Annotated in this window: 21 protein-coding genes and 1 tRNA gene; 14 read left to right on the top strand and 8 right to left on the bottom strand. The window is 70.2% G+C overall.

Features of this window, described 5'->3' with window-relative positions; all coding sequences use genetic code 11:
* Nucleotides 1–21: 21 nt before the first annotated feature.
* Nucleotides 22–834 carry a serine hydrolase domain-containing protein gene (locus MU407_RS05995; protein ID WP_246956134.1) on the bottom strand — a complete coding sequence of 271 codons (813 nt, stop codon included), beginning with the start codon at nucleotides 832–834 and terminating at the stop codon, nucleotides 22–24.
* The gene (locus tag MU407_RS05990) at nucleotides 834–1,679 is read right to left on the bottom strand and encodes a serine hydrolase domain-containing protein (protein ID WP_246956132.1); all 846 of its coding nucleotides are present in this window, start codon (nucleotides 1,677–1,679) and stop codon (nucleotides 834–836) included. The genes MU407_RS05995 and MU407_RS05990 overlap by 1 nt, the downstream gene beginning before the upstream one ends.
* Nucleotides 1,680–1,941: 262 nt before the next feature.
* Between MU407_RS05990 and MU407_RS05985 the strand changes: the two genes are divergently transcribed.
* From MU407_RS05985 to MU407_RS05940, 10 genes are all read left to right on the top strand, one after another.
* Nucleotides 1,942–2,208 (top strand): peptidoglycan-binding domain-containing protein, encoded by a 267-nt coding sequence (locus tag MU407_RS05985; RefSeq protein ID WP_246956130.1) that lies wholly within the window; start codon nucleotides 1,942–1,944, stop codon nucleotides 2,206–2,208.
* 30 nt (nucleotides 2,209–2,238) lie between these two features.
* On the top strand, nucleotides 2,239–2,670 hold the full coding sequence (locus MU407_RS05980) for a L,D-transpeptidase (protein ID WP_246956128.1): 432 nt from the start codon (nucleotides 2,239–2,241) through the stop codon (nucleotides 2,668–2,670).
* Between the two features lie 191 nt (nucleotides 2,671–2,861).
* Nucleotides 2,862–3,572, top strand: coding sequence for a DUF3662 and FHA domain-containing protein (locus MU407_RS05975; protein ID WP_246956126.1), 711 nt, complete (start codon nucleotides 2,862–2,864; stop codon nucleotides 3,570–3,572).
* Between the two features lie 7 nt (nucleotides 3,573–3,579).
* Nucleotides 3,580–4,092, top strand: a complete 513-nt coding sequence (locus MU407_RS05970) for an FHA domain-containing protein (protein WP_246956124.1) — start codon at nucleotides 3,580–3,582, stop codon at nucleotides 4,090–4,092.
* Nucleotides 4,089–5,399 carry a PP2C family serine/threonine-protein phosphatase gene (locus MU407_RS05965; RefSeq protein WP_246956122.1) on the top strand — a complete coding sequence of 437 codons (1,311 nt, stop codon included), beginning with the start codon at nucleotides 4,089–4,091 and terminating at the stop codon, nucleotides 5,397–5,399. The genes MU407_RS05970 and MU407_RS05965 overlap by 4 nt, the downstream gene beginning before the upstream one ends.
* On the top strand, nucleotides 5,399–6,784 hold the full coding sequence (locus MU407_RS05960; RefSeq protein WP_102234897.1) for an FtsW/RodA/SpoVE family cell cycle protein: 1,386 nt from the start codon (nucleotides 5,399–5,401) through the stop codon (nucleotides 6,782–6,784). Before MU407_RS05965 ends, MU407_RS05960 begins: the two co-directional genes overlap by 1 nt.
* Nucleotides 6,781–8,226 (top strand): penicillin-binding transpeptidase domain-containing protein, encoded by a 1,446-nt coding sequence (locus MU407_RS05955; RefSeq protein WP_102234898.1) that lies wholly within the window; start codon nucleotides 6,781–6,783, stop codon nucleotides 8,224–8,226. The genes MU407_RS05960 and MU407_RS05955 overlap by 4 nt, the downstream gene beginning before the upstream one ends.
* Nucleotides 8,223–9,689 carry a serine/threonine-protein kinase gene (locus tag MU407_RS05950; protein WP_246956121.1) on the top strand — a complete coding sequence of 489 codons (1,467 nt, stop codon included), beginning with the start codon at nucleotides 8,223–8,225 and terminating at the stop codon, nucleotides 9,687–9,689. The genes MU407_RS05955 and MU407_RS05950 overlap by 4 nt, the downstream gene beginning before the upstream one ends.
* Entirely contained in the window at nucleotides 9,686–11,839 is a 2,154-nt protein-coding gene (pknB, locus tag MU407_RS05945; protein WP_246956120.1) for a Stk1 family PASTA domain-containing Ser/Thr kinase, read from the top strand. Before MU407_RS05950 ends, pknB begins: the two co-directional genes overlap by 4 nt.
* Nucleotides 11,832–12,491: a gamma-glutamyl-gamma-aminobutyrate hydrolase family protein gene (locus MU407_RS05940; protein ID WP_102234901.1), complete on the top strand. Its 660-nt coding sequence runs from the start codon at nucleotides 11,832–11,834 to the stop codon at nucleotides 12,489–12,491. Before pknB ends, MU407_RS05940 begins: the two co-directional genes overlap by 8 nt.
* Nucleotides 12,492–12,530: 39 nt before the next feature.
* On the opposite strand, the gene MU407_RS05935 is transcribed toward MU407_RS05940, so the two are convergent.
* Genes MU407_RS05935 through MU407_RS05925 form a run of 3 tightly spaced genes read right to left on the bottom strand, consistent with a single transcriptional unit; the run spans nucleotide 12,531 to nucleotide 14,169 of the window.
* On the bottom strand, nucleotides 12,531–12,707 hold the full coding sequence (locus tag MU407_RS05935) for a hypothetical protein (RefSeq protein WP_246956118.1): 177 nt from the start codon (nucleotides 12,705–12,707) through the stop codon (nucleotides 12,531–12,533).
* Nucleotides 12,707–13,438 (bottom strand): class E sortase, encoded by a 732-nt coding sequence (locus MU407_RS05930; RefSeq protein ID WP_102234902.1) that lies wholly within the window; start codon nucleotides 13,436–13,438, stop codon nucleotides 12,707–12,709. The genes MU407_RS05935 and MU407_RS05930 overlap by 1 nt, the downstream gene beginning before the upstream one ends.
* On the bottom strand, nucleotides 13,435–14,169 hold the full coding sequence (locus MU407_RS05925; RefSeq protein WP_102234903.1) for a DUF881 domain-containing protein: 735 nt from the start codon (nucleotides 14,167–14,169) through the stop codon (nucleotides 13,435–13,437). The genes MU407_RS05930 and MU407_RS05925 overlap by 4 nt, the downstream gene beginning before the upstream one ends.
* Before the next feature lie 123 nt (nucleotides 14,170–14,292).
* Here MU407_RS05925 and MU407_RS05920 point away from each other — a divergent pair, with 123 nt between their 5' ends.
* The 3 genes from MU407_RS05920 to MU407_RS05910 all read left to right on the top strand — a co-directional run bounded on the left by MU407_RS05920 (nucleotide 14,293) and on the right by MU407_RS05910 (nucleotide 16,010).
* Nucleotides 14,293–14,715 (top strand): cell division protein CrgA, encoded by a 423-nt coding sequence (locus tag MU407_RS05920; RefSeq protein WP_246956116.1) that lies wholly within the window; start codon nucleotides 14,293–14,295, stop codon nucleotides 14,713–14,715.
* Between the two features lie 155 nt (nucleotides 14,716–14,870).
* Nucleotides 14,871–15,815, top strand: a complete 945-nt coding sequence (locus MU407_RS05915; protein WP_246956114.1) for a hypothetical protein — start codon at nucleotides 14,871–14,873, stop codon at nucleotides 15,813–15,815.
* A 119-nt stretch (nucleotides 15,816–15,934) separates the two neighbouring features.
* Nucleotides 15,935–16,010: transfer RNA gene (locus MU407_RS05910), tRNA-Arg, on the top strand.
* Nucleotides 16,011–16,090: 80 nt separating this feature from the next.
* On the opposite strand, the gene MU407_RS05905 is transcribed toward MU407_RS05910, so the two are convergent.
* Both MU407_RS05905 and MU407_RS05900 read right to left on the bottom strand, forming a co-directional pair.
* On the bottom strand, nucleotides 16,091–17,242 hold the full coding sequence (locus MU407_RS05905) for a Gfo/Idh/MocA family oxidoreductase (protein ID WP_246956112.1): 1,152 nt from the start codon (nucleotides 17,240–17,242) through the stop codon (nucleotides 16,091–16,093).
* Nucleotides 17,232–17,996 (bottom strand): ThuA domain-containing protein, encoded by a 765-nt coding sequence (locus tag MU407_RS05900; RefSeq protein WP_246956110.1) that lies wholly within the window; start codon nucleotides 17,994–17,996, stop codon nucleotides 17,232–17,234. Before MU407_RS05900 ends, MU407_RS05905 begins: the two co-directional genes overlap by 11 nt.
* A gap of 438 nt (nucleotides 17,997–18,434) precedes the next feature.
* On the opposite strand from MU407_RS05900, the gene MU407_RS05895 reads away from it, so the two are divergent.
* Nucleotides 18,435–19,532: an alpha/beta hydrolase-fold protein gene (locus tag MU407_RS05895; RefSeq protein WP_246956108.1), complete on the top strand. Its 1,098-nt coding sequence runs from the start codon at nucleotides 18,435–18,437 to the stop codon at nucleotides 19,530–19,532.
* Between the two features lie 38 nt (nucleotides 19,533–19,570).
* On the opposite strand, the gene MU407_RS05890 is transcribed toward MU407_RS05895, so the two are convergent.
* Nucleotides 19,571–20,179, bottom strand: coding sequence for a histidine phosphatase family protein (locus MU407_RS05890; RefSeq protein ID WP_246956106.1), 609 nt, complete (start codon nucleotides 20,177–20,179; stop codon nucleotides 19,571–19,573).
* Nucleotides 20,180–20,187 lie beyond the last annotated feature (8 nt).

Here is a 20,187-nt window from a genome sequence, read left to right as displayed (position 1 = left end):
GCATGTCGGGAACGCTCTCGCTCAGCGGACGGCGAACTGCTCGAGCACCGCGTCGCCCAGGCGCGGCATGACCTCGCGGTGGGCGTCGCAGAAGTCATGGGAGGTGCCGATGACGAGCGCGAGATCCGCCTGCGGATCCACCCAGAAGGCGGTCCCGCGCATGCCGAAGTGGCCGATGGTGCGCGGGCTGTTGCGCGTGCCCGTCCAGTGCGGGCTCTTGGCGCCGCGGATCTCCAGGCCCAGGCCGAAGGGGTTCGGGTCCTGCTTGCCGAAGCCGGGCATGATCCCCACCAGCTCGGGGAACTGCGCCGTGGTGAGCTCCGCAGCCCAGGCGGGGTCGAGCAAGGTGGGGCGCAGCAGCTCAGCGGCCAGCAGCGCGAGGTCGATCAGCGGTCCGTGGGCGCCGACGGAGGGCGAGTCCTCCCAGGTGAGGTCCCGCATGCCCAGCGGGTCGGTCAGGCGTTCGCGCAGCCAGTCCTCGAAGTCGCGGCCCACGGCGCGCTCCACGTGGCGGGCGGCTTCGTCGATGCCGTAGTTGGAGTAGTGGCGGCGCAGTCCCGGAGCCTGGAGCGTGGAGTCGGATTCGTAGAAGTAGCCGGAGGCGTGGGAGAGCAGGTGGCGCAGGGTGGAGCCCTCCGGCCCGGCCGGGTCCTCGAGGTGGACCTTCCCCGCCTGGGCGGCGAGGACGCAGGCGGTGCCGGTGAGGGTCTTGGTGACCGAGCGCCAGGCGCGGATCCGGGTCACGTCCCCGCGGCGGGCCCGCTCCCCCTCGGGGCCCAGCACGATCGCGGCGGCCTCGAAGCCGAAGTCCTCCAGCAGGTCCAGGGCGTCCATCAGGCCGCCCCGGGGGCGCAGCGCTCCAGGATCGCGTCGGTCACGGCGGGCCAGGCGCGCGCGTGCTCCTCGCTGAACGGTCGCTCGCCGAGGAATGCGGCGGCGAGGCCGACCTCGGGGTCCACCCACAGGTAGGAGCCGGACTGGCCGAAGTGACCGAAGGTGCGCGGGGAGGATCCGGTGCCGGTCCAGTGCGGCTGTTTGGTGCCGCGGATCTCGAATCCCAGCCCCCAGTCGTTGGGGTCCTGCCGACCGTAGCCGGGCAGGATGCCCTTCAGTCCGGGGAACTGCACGCTGGTGGCCTCGCGCCAGAGCTCCTCGCCGATGAGGGTGGGCGCAAGCAGCTCCCGGCCGATGGCCAGCAGGTCGCGGATGCTGCCGCGGTATCCGGCGGCCGGGGAGCCGGTGAGCTCGAGGTCGGTGAGGTCCAGTCCCGCCACGACGGTCTGCTCGAGCCATTCGTCGATCGGATAGCCGGTAGCGTCCTCGAGGTGGGCGGCGAGGACCTCGAAGCCGGTGTTGGAGTAGATGCGGCGGGTGCCGGGGGCGGCCACGGTCTCCTCCCCCTCGAAGGGGAACCCGGCCGTGTGGGCGAGTAGATGGCGGACGGTTGCCCCGTAGGGGCCAGCGGGCTCGTCGAGGTCCAGCAGAGAGCGCTCGACGGCGATGAGCACGCCGAGGGCCGTGACCGGCTTGGAGACGCTCGCGAGGTCGCGCACGCGGCCTGGATCGCCCTGGAGGTGCACGGGGCCGTCGGCATCGGTGACGCCCAGCTCATGTGGGAAGTCCAGGTCGACGGGGATAGCGGGATCTCCGGGGTTCTCAGGGCTGTGCACGGTGTCCACGCCCGCCACTATTCCATGTCCCCGCTCGTCGCCCCTGTCGCCGCTTGTCGTCCATGCCACCGCCCTTCTCCCGGCCGCACCCAGCCCGCACCACCGTCCACCGCGGCCTTCACACCCCCTTCACATATCATCCACCACACGCTCCCCTTTACTTTATTTTTGCCACCCGTTGACTGTTGCAGGATGGAGCCGTCCCACACACCGCGGGACCCGATGCGGCGGAGCCTCATCGGCTCACGATCTGACGGGGGAACTGATCGCCATGACCATTCATCTGACCGACTCTGCGCACCTGACCGACTCCACGCCCACCCGCCGCACTCTCCTGCTGGGAACCGGCCTGCTCACCACTGCCCTTGCCACGGGCCTCGCCACCGCTCCCGCCCAGGCCGCGACGACGCTCAAGCGCGGCTCCCGCGGTAATGCCGTGCGCGCCCTGCAGAACGATCTGAACGACCTGAAGTACTGGTGCGGCACCCCCGACGGCACCTTCGGCGCTCTCACCGAGCAGGCCGTGTACGCGCTGTAGAAGGCCGCCGGCATCGGCCGTGACGGCACGGTGGGGCCGAAGACCCGCGAAGCGCTGCGCCGCGGCGTGCAGCCGCCGCAGAAGGTGACCCGCGGCCGCCTGTTCGAGGTGGACCTGAAGCGTCAGCTGCTGCTGTGCATCCACGAGGGCAAGATCCTGTACATCCTGAACACCTCCACCGGCAGCGGCGAGCGCTACTACTCCGGCGGCCGCTGGAAGACGGCGACCACGCCGAAGGGCGACTTCCGCATGTACTCCTCCCACAGCAGCGGCTGGCAGACCGGGCCGCTGGGTTCGATGTACCGCCCCGGCTATTACGACCGCGGCTGGGCGATCCACGGCTCGCGGTCGATCCCGCCCTACCCCGCCTCACACGGCTGCTCCCGCATCACCACGGCGGCCAGCGACATGCTGTGGTCGCGCAACTGGTTCCGCAAGGGGCGCCGCGTGCTCGTGCGCTGATCCGGGCGCGACACCGCATTCACACCACCTGCACCGAACCCCCGCCCGGCCCGCGCCGGGCGGGCACGGCTGGGGCGGATGCATCGCGATACGATCGGGGGCGAACCGTTCTGCGCTCACGCGGCAGACGGGATAGACCGATCGGCCGATGCGACCGTGCCGACGCAGCAGCACTGACAGTGAGGAGCGCCGTGGGGATCTTGGATCGGATCGAGCGCACCCTCGATCGGGGTGTGACGAGCGTGTTCTCGCCCGGCCGCGGGCAGCTCAAGCCGCTCGACCTCGCGCAGGGGCTCAAGCGCGAATGCGATGACCAGATCCAGGTTCTGGACCGCACCCGGACCCTCGCCCCGAACGTGTACAGCGTCTACCTGCACTCCCAGGACTTCGACCGCTTCGCCTCCTGGCAGGACACGCTGGTGGACGAGCTCGAGCGCGTGGTCATGGAGCATGCCGAGAAGCAGCGGTACATGTTCGTCGGCGGGGTGTCGGTGGCGCTCGAGCGCGATGACGAGGTGCGGGCCGGCCGCTTCGAGACCGAGTCGCGCACCGAGCGAGGCTCCGTCGCCCCCGCCACCGGCGCGGCGCAGGAGGAGCCCGGCGGCAGCCCGATCATCGAGATCGACGGCCAGCAGTACATGCTCACCGGAACCGTGACCGTGATCGGCCGTGGCGGCGACGCCGACATCATCCTCGAGGACACCGGGGTCTCCCGCCACCACCTGGAGCTGCGCAATGAGGGCGGGCAGCTGCTGGCCACGGACCTCGGCTCGACCAACGGCACCTTCGTGGACGGCGAGCGGATCCAGACTCCCGTCCCGCTGCAGGACCGCTCCCTGCTGAAGATCGGCCGCACCCGGCTGAGCGTGCTGCTGCCCGGTGGCGGTCCGGGCCTCGGGTGATGCATCGATGAGCGAGCTGACCCTGGTCGCACTGCGCCTGGGCTTCGTCCTGGGGCTGTGGATCTTCGTCATCGCCGTGGTGCTGGTGCTGCGCAATGACCTGTTCGGCACCACCGTCGTCACACGGTCCAGCCGGGATCCGCGCCGCGAGCAGCGCCCGGCCTCCGCACCGCCCGGCGCCTCCGGAGACCTCTCCACCGGTCGCACCGATCCGGAGGTCACCCAGACCACGCTCGTGGTCACGGCCGGACCGCTGCGCGGCACCTCGATCACCCTGGGCTCCACGCCGATCCTCATCGGCCGCGCCCCGGAGTGCACCCTGGTACTGGATGACGACTACGCGTCCAACCGGCACGCCCGCGTGTTCCGGCGGGAGGACGAATGGATGGTGGAGGATCTGGGCTCCACCAACGGCACCCTGGTGTCGGGGCGGCGCATCGAGGGGGCCGTCCCGTTCCGTCCCGGGGCGCAGGTGCGGATCGGCCGCACCGAGATTGAGCTGAGACGAGGACCCCGATGAGCATCACCCTGCGCTACGCCGCACGATCGGATGTCGGTCTGGTCCGCTCCAACAACCAGGACTCCGGCTACGCGGGATCCCACCTGCTGGTGGTGGCCGACGGGATGGGCGGTCACGCCGGCGGCGATGTCGCCAGCTCCGTGGCGATCGGACACCTGGCCCGCCTGGACTCCGAGACGCCCGCGCGCGACATCGTCGCCACGCTCGAGGAGAGCGTGCTGGAGGCCAATCAAGAGATCCTGCGCCGCGCCCGGGATGAGCCGCAGCTGCGAGGACTGGGCACGACGATCACCGCCCTGCTGCGGGCCGAGGGCAAGTTCGCTCTCGCGCATATCGGCGATTCGCGCGCCTACCTGCTGCGCGATGACGAAACCGTGCAGATCACCAAGGACCACACCTTCGTGCAGCGCCTCTTGGACGAGGGGCGACTGACCGAGGATGAGGCCGAACGTCACCCGCAGCGCTCGGTGCTGATGCGCGTGCTGGGCGATGTGGACGCCGATCCGGAGCTGGATCTCTCGCTGCGCACCGCACATCCCGGGGAGCGCTGGATGCTGTGCTCCGATGGGCTATCGGGCCTGGTGTCCCTGGACACGATCGATGCGACCCTGAAGAACTTCGAGGACCCCGGCGAATGCGCCGATGAGCTCGTGCAGCTGGCCCTCAAGGGCGGGGGGCCGGACAACATCACGTGCATCGTCGCCGATGTGGTGAACCTCGGGGATCTGCCGCGCGGCGAGGAGGCCCCCTCCACCACCCCCCAGATCGTCGGCTCCGCAGCGCGCAACCGCCACGCCCCCACCGCAGCCTCCGGGCCGGCGGCGAAGGCAGCGGCCCTCACCCGCGAAGAGTCCGAGGCGCCCTACGAGGATGAGGACTTCGCAGAGGAGGAGCCGCCACGGCGCAGCCCCTGGCCGGCGCTGGCGGCGCTCGTGCTGCTTGCGGCGGTGCTGGGCGGACTGCTGACGGCCGGGTACGCGTGGTCGCAGCGGCAGTTCTACGTCGGCACCGACGGCACCTCCGTGGTGCTCTACCAGGGCATCTCTCAGGACCTGGGGCCGATCTCACTGTCCCACCCGGTGCAGACCACCGACATCGCTCTCGCGGACCTCCCGCAGGTCACGCGGCAGCAGGTCGAAGGCACGATCACCGCGAAGGACCGCGAGAGCGCCGAGCAGATCATCGAGCGCTTGCGGCAGGTGGCGCTGACCAACCAGCCGCTGCAGCAGATCACGCCATCGGACGGCGGGGGCGAGTCCCCCTCCGACGGCGGAGGCGACGACGCCTCGGACGGCGGGGAGACGTAGTGGCGACGATCGTCTCCTACACCGCCAGGCCGCGGCGGACGCTCCAGGCCCTGCTGCTGGTGTTCGCGGCGGCGATCGGGGTGGGCGCCTACGCCCTGGTGCACCTGGGGCGGCATGACGCCGTGCCCGAGAACCTCATGACCTACGGCATCGCCACCGCCGTGTGCGTGCTGATCCTGCAGATCGCCGTGGTGTGGCGGGCGCCGTACGCGGATCCGGTGCTGCTGCCCACCGTGACGCTGCTGAACCTGCTGGGCATCGCGATGATCGAGACGGTGTACCAGGCCAATGCGATCTATGGGTCCCGCACCTCGGCCAGCGCCGACCGGCAGATGCTGTGGGCGGCGCTGGGGGTGCTGCTGTGCGCCGGGGTGATCCTGCTGCTGCGGGACCACCGGAATCTGCGCCGCTACACGTGGATCAGCGCGGTCACCGGCGCGGTCCTGCTGCTGCTGCCGCTCGCACCGGGCATCGGCTCGGCCCGCAACGGCTCGCGGATCTGGATCACGATCGCCGGCAACAGCTTCCAGCCCGCGGAGCTCGCGAAGATCGCCTTCGCGGTGTTCTTCGCCGGGTACCTGGTCTCCCGCCGCGACACCCTCGCGCTCGCGGGCCCGAAGGTGCTCGGCATCCACCTGCCGCGCTGGAGCGACTTCGGGCCGATCCTCGTGGCCTGGGGCCTGGCGATGGCGATCCTCGTCTTCCAGACGGACCTGGGGACCTCGCTGATGTTCTTCGGTCTGTTCGTGGTGATGCTGTACGTGGCCACGGACCGGCTGAGCTGGCTGATCATCGGCGCGGTGATGTTCCTTCCGCCCGCGGTGTTCGCCGCCACCCAGATGGGGCATGTGCGCCGCCGCCTGACCTGCTGGCTGGACCCGCTGTCGCGCGAGAACTTCTCTGCCTGCGAGCAGCTGAATCAGGGCCTGTTCGGCCTGGCCAACGGCGGGCTCACGGGCGCGGGCCTGGGCGAGGGGCGGCCGGATGTGGTGCCGCATGCGGAGAGCGACTTCATCTTCGCCACCTTCGCGGAGGAGCTGGGGATGGTGGGCGCCTTCGCACTGCTGCTGCTCTACCTCGTGCTGGTGCAGCGAGCGGTGCGGGCGGCAGTCGGCATCTCCGACGGCTTCGGGACGCTCCTGGCCGGAGGGCTCGGCTTCGTGATGGCGCTGCAGGTGTTCGTCGTCGTCGGCGGTGTCACCCGGGTGATCCCCCTGACCGGGCTGACCCTGCCGTTCCTCGCCGCTGGCGGTTCATCGCTGGTGTGCAACTGGATCATCGTGGGGCTGCTGGTACGACTGTCGGATGCCGCCCGGCGGCCCGCCGCCCGCCAGGTGCCCGGCACCACCACCCCGAACCGACGCGAGCAGGAGGTGACGGCATGAACAAGCCCCTGCGCCACGTGTGGCTGGTGATCGGCGTGCTGTTCGCGCTGCTGTTCACCTCCACCACGTACTTCCAGGTCATCGCCCAGGACCGGCTGAATGCGCACGCGAGCAACCGCCGCACGATCTACAACGAGTACGGCCGGCATCGCGGCCCCATCGTCGTGGACGGCACGGTGATCGCCTCCTCCCAGCAGTCCGGGGACACCTACGGCTACCTGCGCACCTACGATCCCGGGGCGATGTACGCCCCCATCACCGGGCACTACTCGGTGATCTACGGCTTCACCGGGATCGAGCGGTCGCTCAATGACACCCTCTCCGGGGAGGCCGATGCGCTGTTCTACCACCGCATCTCGGACATCCTCTCGGGCCGACAGGGTCGCGGCGCGACGGTCTCGCTGACAATCGACCCCCAGGCCCAGCAGGCCGCGTGGAATGCGCTGCAGGGCAAGCGCGGCGCCGTGGTGGCGCTGGATCCCACCGACGGGGCGATCCTCGCGCTCGCCTCCGCACCCAGCTACGACCCCAACCGTCTGGCCGCCCATGACACCGCGGCGGTGTCCCAGGCCTGGCAGGAGCTGAACGAGCATCCCGCCCGGCCCATGACGAACCGGGCGATCGGCGGGGACCTGTACCCGCCCGGATCGGTGTTCAAGCTGATCACGGCCGCAGCGGCGCTCGAGAGCGGCGACTACACCGCGGCCACGGAGATTCCCGGGCCGGGCACCTACACGCTGCCGGGCTCCTCCTCGGTGATGAACAACTTCGCGGCCGGACGGCAGGACCCGTGCGGGCCCGATGACCGCTCGAGCCTCGCCGATGCGCTGCGGCAGTCCTGCAACACGTCCTTCGCGATGCTCGGGGTGGAGCTCGGCGAGGAGCAGCTCACCAAGACCGCCGAGGAGTTCGGCTTCGGGCAGTCCCTGACCATCCCGATGGGGGTCACGCCCTCCCGGATCGGCGAGGACCTGGATGACGCGCAGCTGGCCACCACGGCGATCGGCCAGTTCGAGACGCGCGTGACGCCGCTGCAGATGGCGATGGTGGCGGGGGCGGTGGCGAACGACGGCGTGGTGATGCAGCCGCAGCTGGTGCGCAGCGTGCGCACCGCCGACCTGTCCACAGTTCAGGAGCTGCGCGCCCAGGAGCTCGGCCAGCCGCTCTCAGCCGCCAACGCCTCCCAGATGCGCCAGATGATGGTGAGCGCGGTCGAGGACGGGACCGGCGGTGCGGCGATGATCGACGGCGTCGAGGTGGGCGGCAAGACGGGCACCGCCCAGTGGGGGGAGGGCCGCAACCCGCATTCGTGGTTCGTCGGCTACGGACAGGTCGAGGGCCGACGGGTGGCCGTCGCAGTGCTGGTGGAGGAGGGCGGATACGGCTCGCGCACCGCGGCGCCGATCGCCCGTGACGTGATGGAGGCGGTGATCCGCGGATGAGGACGGAGAAAGGGCTCGTGCTCGAAGGGCGCTACGAGCTGACGTCGCTGATCGCCACGGGCGGCATGGGGCAGGTCTGGAAGGGCCGGGACCAGGAGCTGGACCGCGAGGTCGCGGTGAAGGTGCTGCGCGAGGAGTACGCGGGAGACGAGGGCTTCCTCAAGCGCTTCCGCGCCGAGGCGCGGCACACTGCGGCGCTGTCCCATGACGGGATCGCGGCGCTGTACGACTACGGCGAGCTGGACGGGCGCGCCTACATCGTGATGGAGCTGTGCCCCGGTCGGCCCCTGTCGGACCTGATCGAGGAGAACCCGGGCGGCCTGCCGGAGAAGCGCGTCATCTCCCTGCTGATCCAGCTGGCGCGCGCCCTGGATGCCGCGCATTCCAAGGGTGTGGTGCACCGCGATGTGAAGCCGGAGAACGTGCTGGTGGATGTCGAGGACGACTGGTCGATGAAGGTCACGGACTTCGGGATCGCGCGCAGCAAGGATCAGGCGCGGCTGACGAAGACGGGTCTCGTGATGGGCACCGCCCAGTACCTCTCCCCCGAGCAGGCGATGGGCAAGCAGGCCACGAGCCTGTCGGACATCTACGCGCTGGGGATCGTGGCCTACGAAATGCTCGTAGGCAAGCGGCCCTTCACCGGCTCGAGCCAGGTGGAGATCGCGATGGCGCAGGTCAAGCAGCAGCCGCCGGAGCTGCCCGAGGTGATCGAGCCCGATCTGCGGCATCTGGTGATGATGATGCTGGCCAAGGCGCCGGCGAACCGGCCGCGCTCCGCCTCGGCGGTGGCGCGGATCCTGGAGTCCATCCAGCGCGGGGTGGAGCCGCATTTCAGCACCGGTGCAATTCCGGTGACGCGTGTGGAGGACCACGACTGGACCGGCGAGCAGCCCACGCGGTCGTCCCGCCCGGGCGCCTCGCCGACGGGAACCCGCACCGCGGCGATGCCGCTGCCGCTGTCGGGCCGCGGCGGGATCCGCCATCGCTCGGCGACCTCGGGCCCCTCGGCGCTGTCCGCAGCCTCGGCCTCCTCGGCGCCCTCGACCCCGCGTCGCCGGGCCGGCTCCCGCTCGGGGCCCTCGGCGAGCTCCGGTCCGTCGGTCGCCTCGCCGCCCTCGGCATCATCCCCGGAGCGCGGCGCTTCGTCCCCGGTCTCTGGCACCGCGTCGCCCGGCCGCCGCGGCGAGGATCCGTTCTCGGGGGTGGACAGCCGCGCCTCGGAGCGCACGGTGCATGGCACGACAACGGGCCGCCGCGTGGGCGGGATGTCGGTGCCGGGGCTCGTGCTGCTGGTGATCGTGCTGGTCGCGATCATCGCTGCGGTGCTCGCGGCCACGGGCGTGCTGCCGCTGGGGGCGCTGGATGCGCTCGCCGAGCAGGATCCCGCTGAGCTGTGGACGGCACGTACCATGATCGGATCCGAAACGATCGGTCCCGGACCGAGGACAGGTGTGGAGTGAACGAGAACAGCGTGCTCCTGGGCGGCAGGTACCGCCTGGGCGAGGTGCTCGGCAGCGGCGGCATGGCGGAGGTGTTCCTCGCCGAGGACACCCGCCTGCATCGGACCGTGGCCGTGAAGGTGCTGCGCTCTGACCTGGCCCAGGATGCGAACTTCCAGGAGCGCTTCCGCCGGGAGGCGCACAGCGCCGCGTCGCTGAACCACCCCGCGATCGTGGCCGTGTATGACACCGGTGAGGAGCAGCAGCGCACCGTCACCGGCTCCGAGCTGACGATCCCGTTCATCGTCATGGAGTACGTGCAGGGCCACACGCTGCGCGAGCTCATCGACCCCGAGCAGCCGATGGATGCGCGGCGGGCCGGGGAGATCATGGGGCCGCTGCTGAGCGCGCTCGAGTACTCGCATCGGGCGGGGATCGTGCACCGGGACATCAAGCCCGGCAACATCATGATCAACCAGGCCGGGGCCGTGAAGGTGATGGACTTCGGGATCGCCCGCGCGATCGCGGATGCCACCAGCGCGATGACCGCCACGCAGGCGGTGATGGGCACCGCCCAGTACCTCTCCCCCGAGCAGGCCCGCGGGCAGCTGGTGGATGCGCGCTCGGATATCTACTCCGCCGCCTGTGTGATGTACGAAATGCTCACCGGGCGCCCGCCCTTCACCGGGGACACCCCGGTCTCGATCGCGTACCAGCATGTGCGCGAGGAGCCGCAGGCTCCCTCGATGTTCAACCCCGCGATCACGCCGGAGATAGATGCCGTGATCCTCACGGGCCTAGCGAAGGACCGGGAGGCGCGCTACCCCTCGGCGGAGGCGTTCGGCGCGGACATCCGCACGGTGCTGGCCGGTGGAACGCCGGAACTGACGGCGGCTGCGGCCGCGGCCGGGGAGGATCCGGAGGCCACGACGGTGCTGTCCACCGTGGACGATGCCACCGAGGCGCTGCCGATGGTCGCCGCCGGGGTCGGTGCCGCGGGCACTGGGGCTGCCGGGGCGGACTCTGCCTCGTCCCCGAGCCCCGCGACGGGCCCGCTGGCGCTGCGCTCCGAGGAGGAGCTCGAGCCAGAGAAGAAGCCCTGGTGGCTGTTCGTCCTGATCGTTCTCGCGGTGCTGGGTCTCATCGCGGCCGCCCTGGCTGTCCTGCAGCCGTGGAAGCCGGATGGCCCCCAGATGGTGACGGTCCCGGACGTGGTGGGGCTCAGCGAGGAGGAGGCAGGCACGGCGCTCACCGAACAGGGCCTTGAGCCGAGCTTCGAGCAGGTGGCCTCCACAGAGGTGGAGACCGGGCAGGTGATCAGCACCGATCCCCCCGCCGGTGAAGAGGTCGAATCCGGTTCCGCGGTCGCCGTGACGGTCTCCGCCGGACCCGATGCGGTGACCGTGCCGGAGGACCTGGAGGGCAAGACCCGCGAGGAGGCCCGCAAAGCTCTGGAGAAGGTCGGCCTGGTGATGGTCGAAGGGGAGACAGAGGATGTCCCGCAGGAGCAGGGCACGGTGGCCAGCACGAACCCGCAGGGCGGGGCGTCGGTGGACCAGGGCTCCGAGGTGACGGTGCGTTTCGCCTCCGGTGATGTGCAGGTGCCCGATGTGGTGGGCATCCCCTTCGAGCAGGCCAAGGAGCAGCTGGAGGCCCGCGGCTTCCAGGTCCCCGATCCCTCCGCCCGGGAGTCCGAGGATGCGGATCCGAACACGGTGCTGAGCCAGACGCCGGGGGCCGATGCCGGCACCGCCCGCTTCGGCTCGCGCGTGGACCTCGTGGTCGCGGCGGAGCCCGGCCCGGTCGCGGTTCCCAATGTCACCGGGCAGAGCCTTGAGGATGCGCGACAAGCGCTGCGCGATGCCGGCTTCACCGGCTCCGAGGTGGTCCAGGAGCATTCCGACTCCGTCCCCGAGGGGCACGTGATCCGCACCGATCCCCCGGCGAACGAGGAGACCGACCGCGGCACCACGATCACGATCGTGGTCTCCTCCGGCCCGGAGCCCACGCCGGAACCGACGGAGGATCCGACCGAAGAGCCGGATCCGGAGGACCCGACGGATGAGCCCACGGAGGAGGATCCCTCGGGCGGGAACGGCAACAACGCGGGCGGCAATGCGCCCGGGGAGAACAACGGGCGCGGGAACCGCGGCAACGGCGGCAATGGCTGAGCACGGACCGGGCGGCGCCCGGATCCTGGTGGTCGACAACTACGACAGCTTCGTGTGGACGATCGTCGGCTACCTGCAGCAGATGGGTGCCGACACCCACGTGGTGCGCAATGACGAGGTGCCGCGGCGGGACGGCACGGTGGATCTGACCGGGTACGACGGGGTGCTGATCTCCCCAGGCCCCGGCACGCCCTCGACCGCCGGCCAGAGCCTGGCGGTGATCGCACGCTGCGCGGAGCTCGCGGTGCCGATGCTCGGGGTCTGCCTGGGCCACCAGGCGCTGGGGCAGGCCTTCGGGGCGACGGTGACGCACGCCCCGCAGCTCATGCACGGACGCACGAGCTCGCTCACGCATGAGGGCCGCAGCGTGTTCGCCCACGCCCCCTCGCCGATGACGGCCACCCGCTACCACTCGCTCGCCGTGGTGCCGAAGACGGTCCCGGAGGAGCTCGAGGTGACGGCCCGCACCGCGGACGGCATGGTGATGGGGCTCGCGCATCGGACGCTGCCGCTGCATGGGGTGCAGTTCCATCCGGAGTCGGTGCTCACCGAGAACGGGCACCTGATGCTGGCGAACTTCCTGGAGCTGTGCGACGGCGTCGATGCCCAGGCCCGGGCGGAAGGTCTGCGGCCGCTGATGACAGCCGGCTGAGGCTCAGCTGTCCAGCGGCGCTCAGCTGTCCAGCGGCGCTCAGCTGTCCGGCGGTGCCGTGGATCCCACGAGCCCGTCGTTGAACGGCATGTACGGGGCGATCGCCGGGAACACCCAGCCGAACAGCAGCACGATCACTCCGGCCAGCAGCAGCAGAATCAGCAGGATCCGGACCCACAGCGGACCGGGCAGATGGCGGAACAGCCAGCCGTACATCAGGCACCCTCCTCCTCGGCGAGGGCCGGAGGAATGCCATCCTCCCGCGCCGTCCAGTACGCAAAGCGGGCATGGACGATGTAGCGCTCTCGCGCGGAGTACATCGGGTGGCAGGCGGTCATGGTGAGCATCCGCTCGGTGGGCTCGGCCTGAAAATCACCGGGGACCGGGGCGATCACGTCGACGTCACCGGGCATGACCACCTCCCAGGAGGTGACTTCGTAGACCAGGAACGCATCGGCCGTCTCCACCACGATCGGATCGCCCTCCTGCAGACGGGCGATGTCCTCGAAGACGCGGCCGTAGGTGTTGCGGTGCCCGGCCACGGAGAAATTCCCCACCTCGCCGGGCAGGGCGGTCTCCGGGTAGTGACCGGCCCCCTTGACATTGAGGACCTCCTCGAGGCTCACGCCCTCGGCCAGGGGGAACGTCTCGCGGTCGAAGTCGGGCACGTGCATGGCCCCGAACACCATGGTGTCGGCGGGGGTGTCCAGGGCAGGCGGCGGGCCCTCGCGCGGGGTGGCGATCTTCTGGGAGTCCACCTCACCCCACTGATCGCTGATCGTGTCGATGATCCTGGCCTGCTCGCGATCGGCGATCACGTCGGTCCACCACAGCTGCCACACGAGGAACAGCAGCAGCAGGGCGCCGAGGGTCAGCAGCAGCTCTCCGATGATGCCGATGACCGCGACGCCGCGGCTGGGCTGGGCGCCACGGCGACGGTCGCTCATCCGGCCACCGCCGCGGTGAGAGTGAGGGAGCCGGAGTAGGCCGGCAAAGTCGTCTCGGGGAGGATCTCGATCTGCTCCCCCAGGCTCACGTGTTCCACCCATTCACGGTACACCGCGACCCCGGGAGCAACCTCCAAGGCCTGGAGCATCTGCTCGGTCGGTCCGATCACGGTGATCGTGAACGGCGGGGAGTAGACCCTGCCCTCGAGCAGCAGGGTGTTGCCGGCGCAGCGGAAGGCGCTGCCGGCGATCACCCGCTGGTCCTGCAGCATCATCGCCTCGGCACCACCGGCCCACAGCGCGTTGATGTAGGCCTCGAGGTCCTGCTGGTGCACCACGAGGTCATCGGGCCGTGCCCCGGGGATCGTGCCGAGGGAGCCGCTAGGCGCATCGGTCAGGGTGATCTGCAGGCCGGGTCCGGTCACCTCGGAGAGCCCGACGGTGCGCGCCACCTCCTCGGTGCGGGAGGCGAGGGACTGGCCGGCGGCCTGCCCGGTGAGCTCCTCGATCTGCTCGCGTTTGGCGGCGTTGTCCGCCGAGAGCCGCTCGATGGTCTGGGTGCGTTCACGCAGCACACTGCTCACGTCGGCGCTCTCATCGCGGATGGAGCCACCGTCTCCCAGGCGGGCCGTGGTGGCGAACAGCACGCCTGCCAGGAGCATCACGGCGACCACACCCGTGCGCGAACGCAGGCTGCGCGGCGACGTCTGCGGGCCGGTGCGGCGGTCCATGGCGGCTCCTCGCCTCGCACGGTGGAGGGGACGCCCATTACCCTAGGCCACGGCCCGTGTCCGCGGGCCCGCGCGGCGATGCCCGTGCGTCACATCGTCGAAGCCCTGAAGGAGCACCGGGAGATGGCCAAGAGCAGGAAGAAGAAGGGCGCCAAGACCCCGGTGAAGAGCACGCGGAACCCGAAGAGCCCCGCCGGGGGCGCGAAGGACCCGGTCACGAAGGCGAAAGATCCCGTCAAGGGCGCGAAGAAGCCCGCCGGCGGCGAGGTCCCCGAGAAGGCGAAGGACTCCACCCGCTCCACCTCGGTGCGCACGGCCGCGGCAGAAGAATCGCGCCGCACCCGGGGCCGACGGGTGGCCGCGGCGACGCAGAATCCGCAGTGGCTCGCTCCCACCGCCGTCGTGTTCCTCATCCTGGGGCTTGTGTACCTGGTGACCTACTACATTTCGTCGGGCACCCTGCCGCTGCCGATCGGGGATTGGAACCTCGCCGCGGGATTCGGGCTCCTGCTGGTGGGCGGCGGCATGCTCATGTTCTGGAAGTAGTGATCTGAACGCACCGTCACATTCCCGTGACGACTCCCCCGTCGCTCGGCGGAACGCCCCGCGGCCCGAGTAGGCTCAGCAACACGCGCACCCGCCAGGCGTCCAATGCCGATCCCGGCGGTGCGCGCACTACGCACCGACCATCTGGGGGATCGATGACCACCACTTCTTCTGTGCGGCGCCGGATTGCCGCCCTTCTGCTGCTGCCGTTCCTTCTGGTGATGGCGGGATGCGGCAAGTTCCACGCGGACTTCGAGATCAAGGACGCGGAGACTATCGAGTTCGCCCTCGACGTCGCCGTGGACGAGGAGATGCTCGCCGGCCTCTACTCCAGTGCCGAGGACTTCTGCCGCGACATCGAGAAGGAGATCGACTTCGCGAACGAGAACGCGCCCAAGGTCGCTCCCTATGAAGAGGACGGTCGGCTCGGGTGCACCGTCAACGGGGTGATGGTCGACGGGAAGTTCGGTGACGGCCTCTCGCTCGTCGAGGAGGACGGCCAGCTCATCCTCACCCTCGATCTCGGCGCGGAGACTGCGGAAGCCGACGTCACCGATCCCTCTATGCAGGGCCTGGATTACCGTATGAGCTTCTCCTTCCCGGGCAAGGTGGAGTCGACCACCGCGGGTGAGATCGACGGCAACACGGTGACCATCACCGGTCTGAGCGAGCTCGACACGGACACTCTCGAGATCCGCGCCGACGCCGGCGGCTTCCCCTGGCTGATCGTCATCCTCGTCGTCCTCTTCCTGGGCTTCCTGCTGCTGCTGGCGCTCGCGGCGGTCGCGTTCTTCGTGCTGCGCAGCCGCAAGGGCAAGAACAGCGGCGGTGGCGGCGCACAGCCCCCGTACGCCTCCGCTCCCTCGCCCGCCCCGCAGGGTGGCGCGCAGGGCATGCCCGGTCAGCCCTCCCCGCAGCCTCAGTCCTCTCCGCAGCCGTGGGGTCAGCCGTCGCCGCCCCCTGCCCCGCCGCAGGCCCCGCAGCAGGGCGGTCAGCAGCCGCGGTCACAGCCTCCGCAGCAGGGTGGCCAGCAGCCGTGGTCGCAGCCTCCGAACCAGGGCGGTCAGCAGCCCCCGCAGCCTCCGCAGCAGGGCTGGTGAGAACGGGTCGGCCAAGCCCCAGCGCACCTCATCTACCGGCTGTGAGCAGGCTCATGGCGCCAGGATTGGCGCCGGGAGGAGCCCGCCAGTAGTATCGGTGAGGTCGGTTTGGCCGACGGGCGCCCGTAGCTTAACGGATAGAGCATCTGACTACGGATCAGAAGGTTGGGGGTTCGAATCCCTCCGGGCGCGCCACACGAAATGCCCCTCATCTGCACAGTACGCGCAGATGAGGGGCGTTTCGCATGTCCGGGCACACGCCCGGCACACCCCGCTCAGTGTGGGGCCACGAGCGCTTCGCGCACGGTGGGCCAGGACTGCAGGATCTCCCGTGCCGCCGGGTCGGCCTCGGCGGTGATCGCATCCTGCCGGGCCTCCTCGAGCAGATCATCGATCAGCACGCGCTCTCCTCGCTCCACGGCGGCGACGGCCGCTTCGACCATCGCGAAGCTCAGCAGGTTCTCGTGGACCTCGCACAGGGGTGTGCGGCCCTCCCGCAGGGCGGAGACGAACTCCACGAGCGAGGCGGCGATCTGATCCGGCTCCGGCGCGTCCTCGGCGGCGATCGCCGCCCGCAGCCGCTCGGTCTCCTGCTCATCCTCGGTGCCGAGCACCGGAGCGCCAATGCCGTCCCAGGTGGCGCTGCCGCGCTGCGCCCCGATCCGCCACTCGCTGTTCCACCAGGTCGGCAGCCCGCGGGCGTTCCACGTGCCGTGGTAGGCGAACAGGGAGCCGTCGGACATCTCGAAGGTCGCCGAGACCGTCGCATCGTGCCGGTACACGCTCCATTCGGGCCGCGCTCCGACGGCGGTGACCGCCACCGGGTCTGCGTCCAGGATGTAGCGGGCGGCATCGAAGGCGTGGATGCCCATATCGCGCAGCAGTGGGTGGTCCTGCTCGCGGCGGTACCCGTCGTGCTCGGTGAACAGCGAGAAGAATGCGCTGGTCATGACCGTCGGCCCATGGGACGCGACGAAGGAGCGCAGCTGGCGCACCTGCCGGAAGAACCGCCGCGACTGGGAGACCATGAACGGCACCCCGGTCAGCTCCGCATGCGCCACGAGGCTCAGCGCCTCCGGCAGCGTCTCGGTGACCGGCTTCTCCCCCAGCACCGGGATTCCGGCGTGCAGGGCAGCGACGGTGACCGGATGATGAGCCAGCGGCACTGTCGGGTTGATCAGGAGGTCCGCGTCCAGGTCGAGGGCGAGCGCCACCCCGTCGGTCCCCGTCGCGATGGCCGACGGGTCCGCGGCCCCGGACTGGTCGATAACCCGCTGCGGCGCGCCCTCGGCCAGGTCGGCGACCCCGACCAGCTCGGCGACATCGCTCGCGACGACCTCGCGCGCCCACCAGGCCCCCATGGAGCCGGCGCCGACGATGACCACCCGTGCTCTGCGGTCAGCGGGGATTCGAACCTCAGATGACACGCTCGGCCTCCTCTCCGCGGAACCAGTCACGCTGCGCATTGTCAATCTTCACCGGCACGGCGGGGCGCTCCTCAGGGCGCGCCCACACCACGGCGTTGGCGAGCACACGGCGGATCTCCGCCTGCCGGTACACGGGGTACTCCTGGTCCCCGGGGCTGAAGTAGAAGATCTTGCCCTTGCCGCGGCGGAACACGCAGCCGGAGCGGAATACCTCGCCCCCGGCGAAGGAGGAGATGAACACGAGCTCATCGGGGGCGGGGATGTCGAACATCTCCCCGTACATCTCCTGGGCGGGGATGACGATGGGGTGGGGCACGCCCCGCGCGATGGGGTGGGAGGCATTCACGGTCCACACCCGCTCCTCCTCACCCTCATTGCGCCACAGCAGGTTGCAGGTGGTGCCCATGAGGGCGATGAAGGGCTTGGAGTAGTGGGCCGAATGCAGCGGGATGAAGCCCATGCCGGCATGGACGCGGCGGACCACGCGCTGGACCACCTCATCGGGCACATCCTGGTGGGCCATGTGCCCCCACCAGGTGAGCACGTCGGTCTCGGCGAGCGCCTCCTCGGAGAGGCTCTCGTGGATGTCATCGAGCAGGGCGATCCGCACCTCAGCGTCGACCCCATCCGCGGCGAGGGTCTCACGCAGCCCGTCGGCGATAACCGTATGCATGCCCTCGGGGTAGATCTTCTGGACCGTCGGGTCCACCTTCTCGTGCCGGTTCTCGCCGAACACGGCGATGCGCAGTGTCATGTCCATCCTTCGCGGTGGGGCGGTCGCCGACGCGCACGCGCGGCGCTGGGGAGCTCCCATCGTAGGGTCGCTCCCCGGCGCTGAGAAGGACCGCGGTCACCGCTCCTCCACCCCTGAGAAAGCCCCCACCCCCGAAGACAGGTGCTCACAATATCGTGACCTCGGCGTGACCTGCGCCGCACGCCACCCCGTTAGCCTGCAGCGAAGGGCTCCTTCAACGGCGAGGGAGCCCGCACCCTGCACGGGCCCTTTCGGCCATCGATCGAAAGTGCCGACGCCGCCCCGGCCCAGCACCTAAGTGCTAGCCCACCTTCTCCACCAAAACGCGCTGTGACCTGCGCTGCTTGCGATGCACGCCCCGCTCCTCACACGGTGGCGCTGCGCACATCTGTTACCTGTGCCGCTCGCACCCACGTCGCGTCTTGGAGGAGAGCACGCATGAGCCCGACCACCCCGCTGACCACCACCCGCCGCCGACTGCTTATGGGGGCCGCGGCCCTCGCCCCTCTCGTCGCCGTGGGCGGCACCGCCGCGAACGCCGCACAGCTGGGCGACTTCCACAACGCCGCCGGGCTCAGGATGATCGACGGCAGCCCGTGGATCCATCACGACATCCGCTCGGTGGACTTCCGGGTGGACACCGGCGGCATGGTCAAGACCTTCCCGCCGTCCTTCCGCGTCACCGTCCCGCCCAGCTACACCGAAAACTCCGACCGCCGCTACCCCGTGCTGCTGCTCCTGCATGGCCGCGGCGGCCTCTTCCTGGACTGGACGAAAGCCGGCGGCGTCCTCGAGCAGACCGAGAAGCATGAGGTCATCGTCGTGATGCCCGATGGCGGCGCGGGCTCCTTCTACTCCAACGCGAACTTCCCCCTGCCGGGACGCGAGGCCGCCTGGGAATCGTTCATCATGACCCAGGTGCTGCCGTTCGTGCACGAGAACTTCCGCACCCGTCCGGACTCCATGGCGATCGGCGGACTGTCGATGGGCGGCTGGGGCGCCCTCGCGCTCGGCCAGCGGTACTGGGGCCACTTCCGGTCCGTGAGCTCCTACTCCGGTCCTGCTGACTGCTCGGACCGTCACCCCGATTCGACCTTGGTGGGCGGGGCGATCTGGATCTGCCCTGCCTTTGACGCGGAGAAGTACTTCGGCACCTCGAACCTGCCCGGCGCCACCTGGGGCCACGACTGGTACCCGCAGATCGCTCGCGGCTACAACCCGATCGACAACATCGACAAGTACAAGGGCAAGCGCGTGTTCCTGCGCACCGGGGACGGCCCCTGGGGAGACTTCTTCGACGGTCTGTTCGACAACCCGGATCTGCTGGCCACCTTCGAGGAGAAGCTTGGGGAGGTGGGCGCCGATTTCATCGAGAACATCGTCCATCCCAATCAGGAGCGTTTCGCGGGAGAGCTCGCCGCCGCCGGCATCGACCACGACTTCCAGGTGGTGCGGGGAGCCACCCACGAGTGGGGGCTGTGGCGGGACAACCTCGCTGAGGACCTCCCGGGCATGATGAAGGTCCTGAACGCCTGACCCTCGCGCCAACTTCTCAGCGTCGGCGACCGCCGCTCTCAGCTTCGACTCGAGAGCGGCGGTCTCGCATTCCCCACTGCGCGCAGCTCTGCATTGCCAAGCGGAGGCTGCTTTCGATGGTCATGCGGGTCCATGCCCGCGGCGAGCGCCAGCAGGATCTGCAGCACATCTCCGTGGGCCACGAGCACCACGGGAGCACAGCGGGCGGCGGCATCGGCCCGCTCCAGCACGGCGAGGGTCCGGTCGGCCACGTGCTGAACGCTCTCCACCTCGTCCGTGTGTTCGCCGCGCGCGAGGTCCACCGCCCAGATCCCGTCGTAGGCCGTGTGCGGGCCGCCGTCGTGGATCCCGAAGTCACGCTCACGCAGACGCTGATCTAGCAACGGCGCGCCCGCTCCCAGCCCCGTGGCGAACAGCTCCGCGGTCTGGCGGGCGCGCGCGAAGTCGCTGGTGATGATCACGGTGTCCGTTCCGAGCCCGGCTCGACGCGCCACGGCGCTGGCCGCTCGCGCCTGTTCGCGTCCGCGCTCGGTCAGCCCCACCTCCACCAGGGTGCGCGGGCCGGGGGCGGAGGCGATCAGCCCCTCGACGTTCGCGGTGGATTCGCCGTGGCGCAGCACGAGCACCGGATGGGGTGCGGTCGGCATCGTGGTCC

The sequence above is a fragment of the Brachybacterium sp. Marseille-Q7125 genome (assembly GCF_023062615.1).
Lineage (GTDB): Bacteria > Actinomycetota > Actinomycetes > Actinomycetales > Dermabacteraceae > Brachybacterium.
The sequence above is the reverse complement of the archived record's forward strand: the minus strand, read 5'-3'. Positions and strand labels throughout refer to the sequence as shown.

Excerpts from the sequence above, each read along its gene's own strand:
- MU407_RS05995 (WP_246956134.1), bottom strand. The coding sequence starts at position 834 with ATGGACGCCCTGGACCTGCTGGAGGACTTCGGCTTCGAGGCCGCCGCG.
- MU407_RS05930 (WP_102234902.1), bottom strand. The coding sequence starts at position 13,438 with ATGAGCGACCGTCGCCGTGGCGCCCAGCCCAGCCGCGGCGTCGCGGTC.
- MU407_RS05970 (WP_246956124.1), top strand. The coding sequence starts at position 3,580 with ATGAGCGAGCTGACCCTGGTCGCACTGCGCCTGGGCTTCGTCCTGGGG.
- MU407_RS05935 (WP_246956118.1), bottom strand. The coding sequence starts at position 12,707 with ATGTACGGCTGGCTGTTCCGCCATCTGCCCGGTCCGCTGTGGGTCCGG.
- MU407_RS05925 (WP_102234903.1), bottom strand. The coding sequence starts at position 14,169 with ATGGACCGCCGCACCGGCCCGCAGACGTCGCCGCGCAGCCTGCGTTCG.
- MU407_RS05915 (WP_246956114.1), top strand. The coding sequence starts at position 14,871 with ATGACCACCACTTCTTCTGTGCGGCGCCGGATTGCCGCCCTTCTGCTG.
- MU407_RS05950 (WP_246956121.1), top strand. The coding sequence starts at position 8,223 with ATGAGGACGGAGAAAGGGCTCGTGCTCGAAGGGCGCTACGAGCTGACG.
- MU407_RS05985 (WP_246956130.1), top strand. The coding sequence starts at position 1,942 with ATGACCATTCATCTGACCGACTCTGCGCACCTGACCGACTCCACGCCC.
- MU407_RS05920 (WP_246956116.1), top strand. The coding sequence starts at position 14,293 with ATGGCCAAGAGCAGGAAGAAGAAGGGCGCCAAGACCCCGGTGAAGAGC.
- MU407_RS05895 (WP_246956108.1), top strand. The coding sequence starts at position 18,435 with ATGAGCCCGACCACCCCGCTGACCACCACCCGCCGCCGACTGCTTATG.
- MU407_RS05890 (WP_246956106.1), bottom strand. The coding sequence starts at position 20,179 with ATGCCGACCGCACCCCATCCGGTGCTCGTGCTGCGCCACGGCGAATCC.
- MU407_RS05965 (WP_246956122.1), top strand. The coding sequence starts at position 4,089 with ATGAGCATCACCCTGCGCTACGCCGCACGATCGGATGTCGGTCTGGTC.
- MU407_RS05940 (WP_102234901.1), top strand. The coding sequence starts at position 11,832 with ATGGCTGAGCACGGACCGGGCGGCGCCCGGATCCTGGTGGTCGACAAC.
- MU407_RS05900 (WP_246956110.1), bottom strand. The coding sequence starts at position 17,996 with ATGACACTGCGCATCGCCGTGTTCGGCGAGAACCGGCACGAGAAGGTG.
- MU407_RS05955 (WP_102234898.1), top strand. The coding sequence starts at position 6,781 with ATGAACAAGCCCCTGCGCCACGTGTGGCTGGTGATCGGCGTGCTGTTC.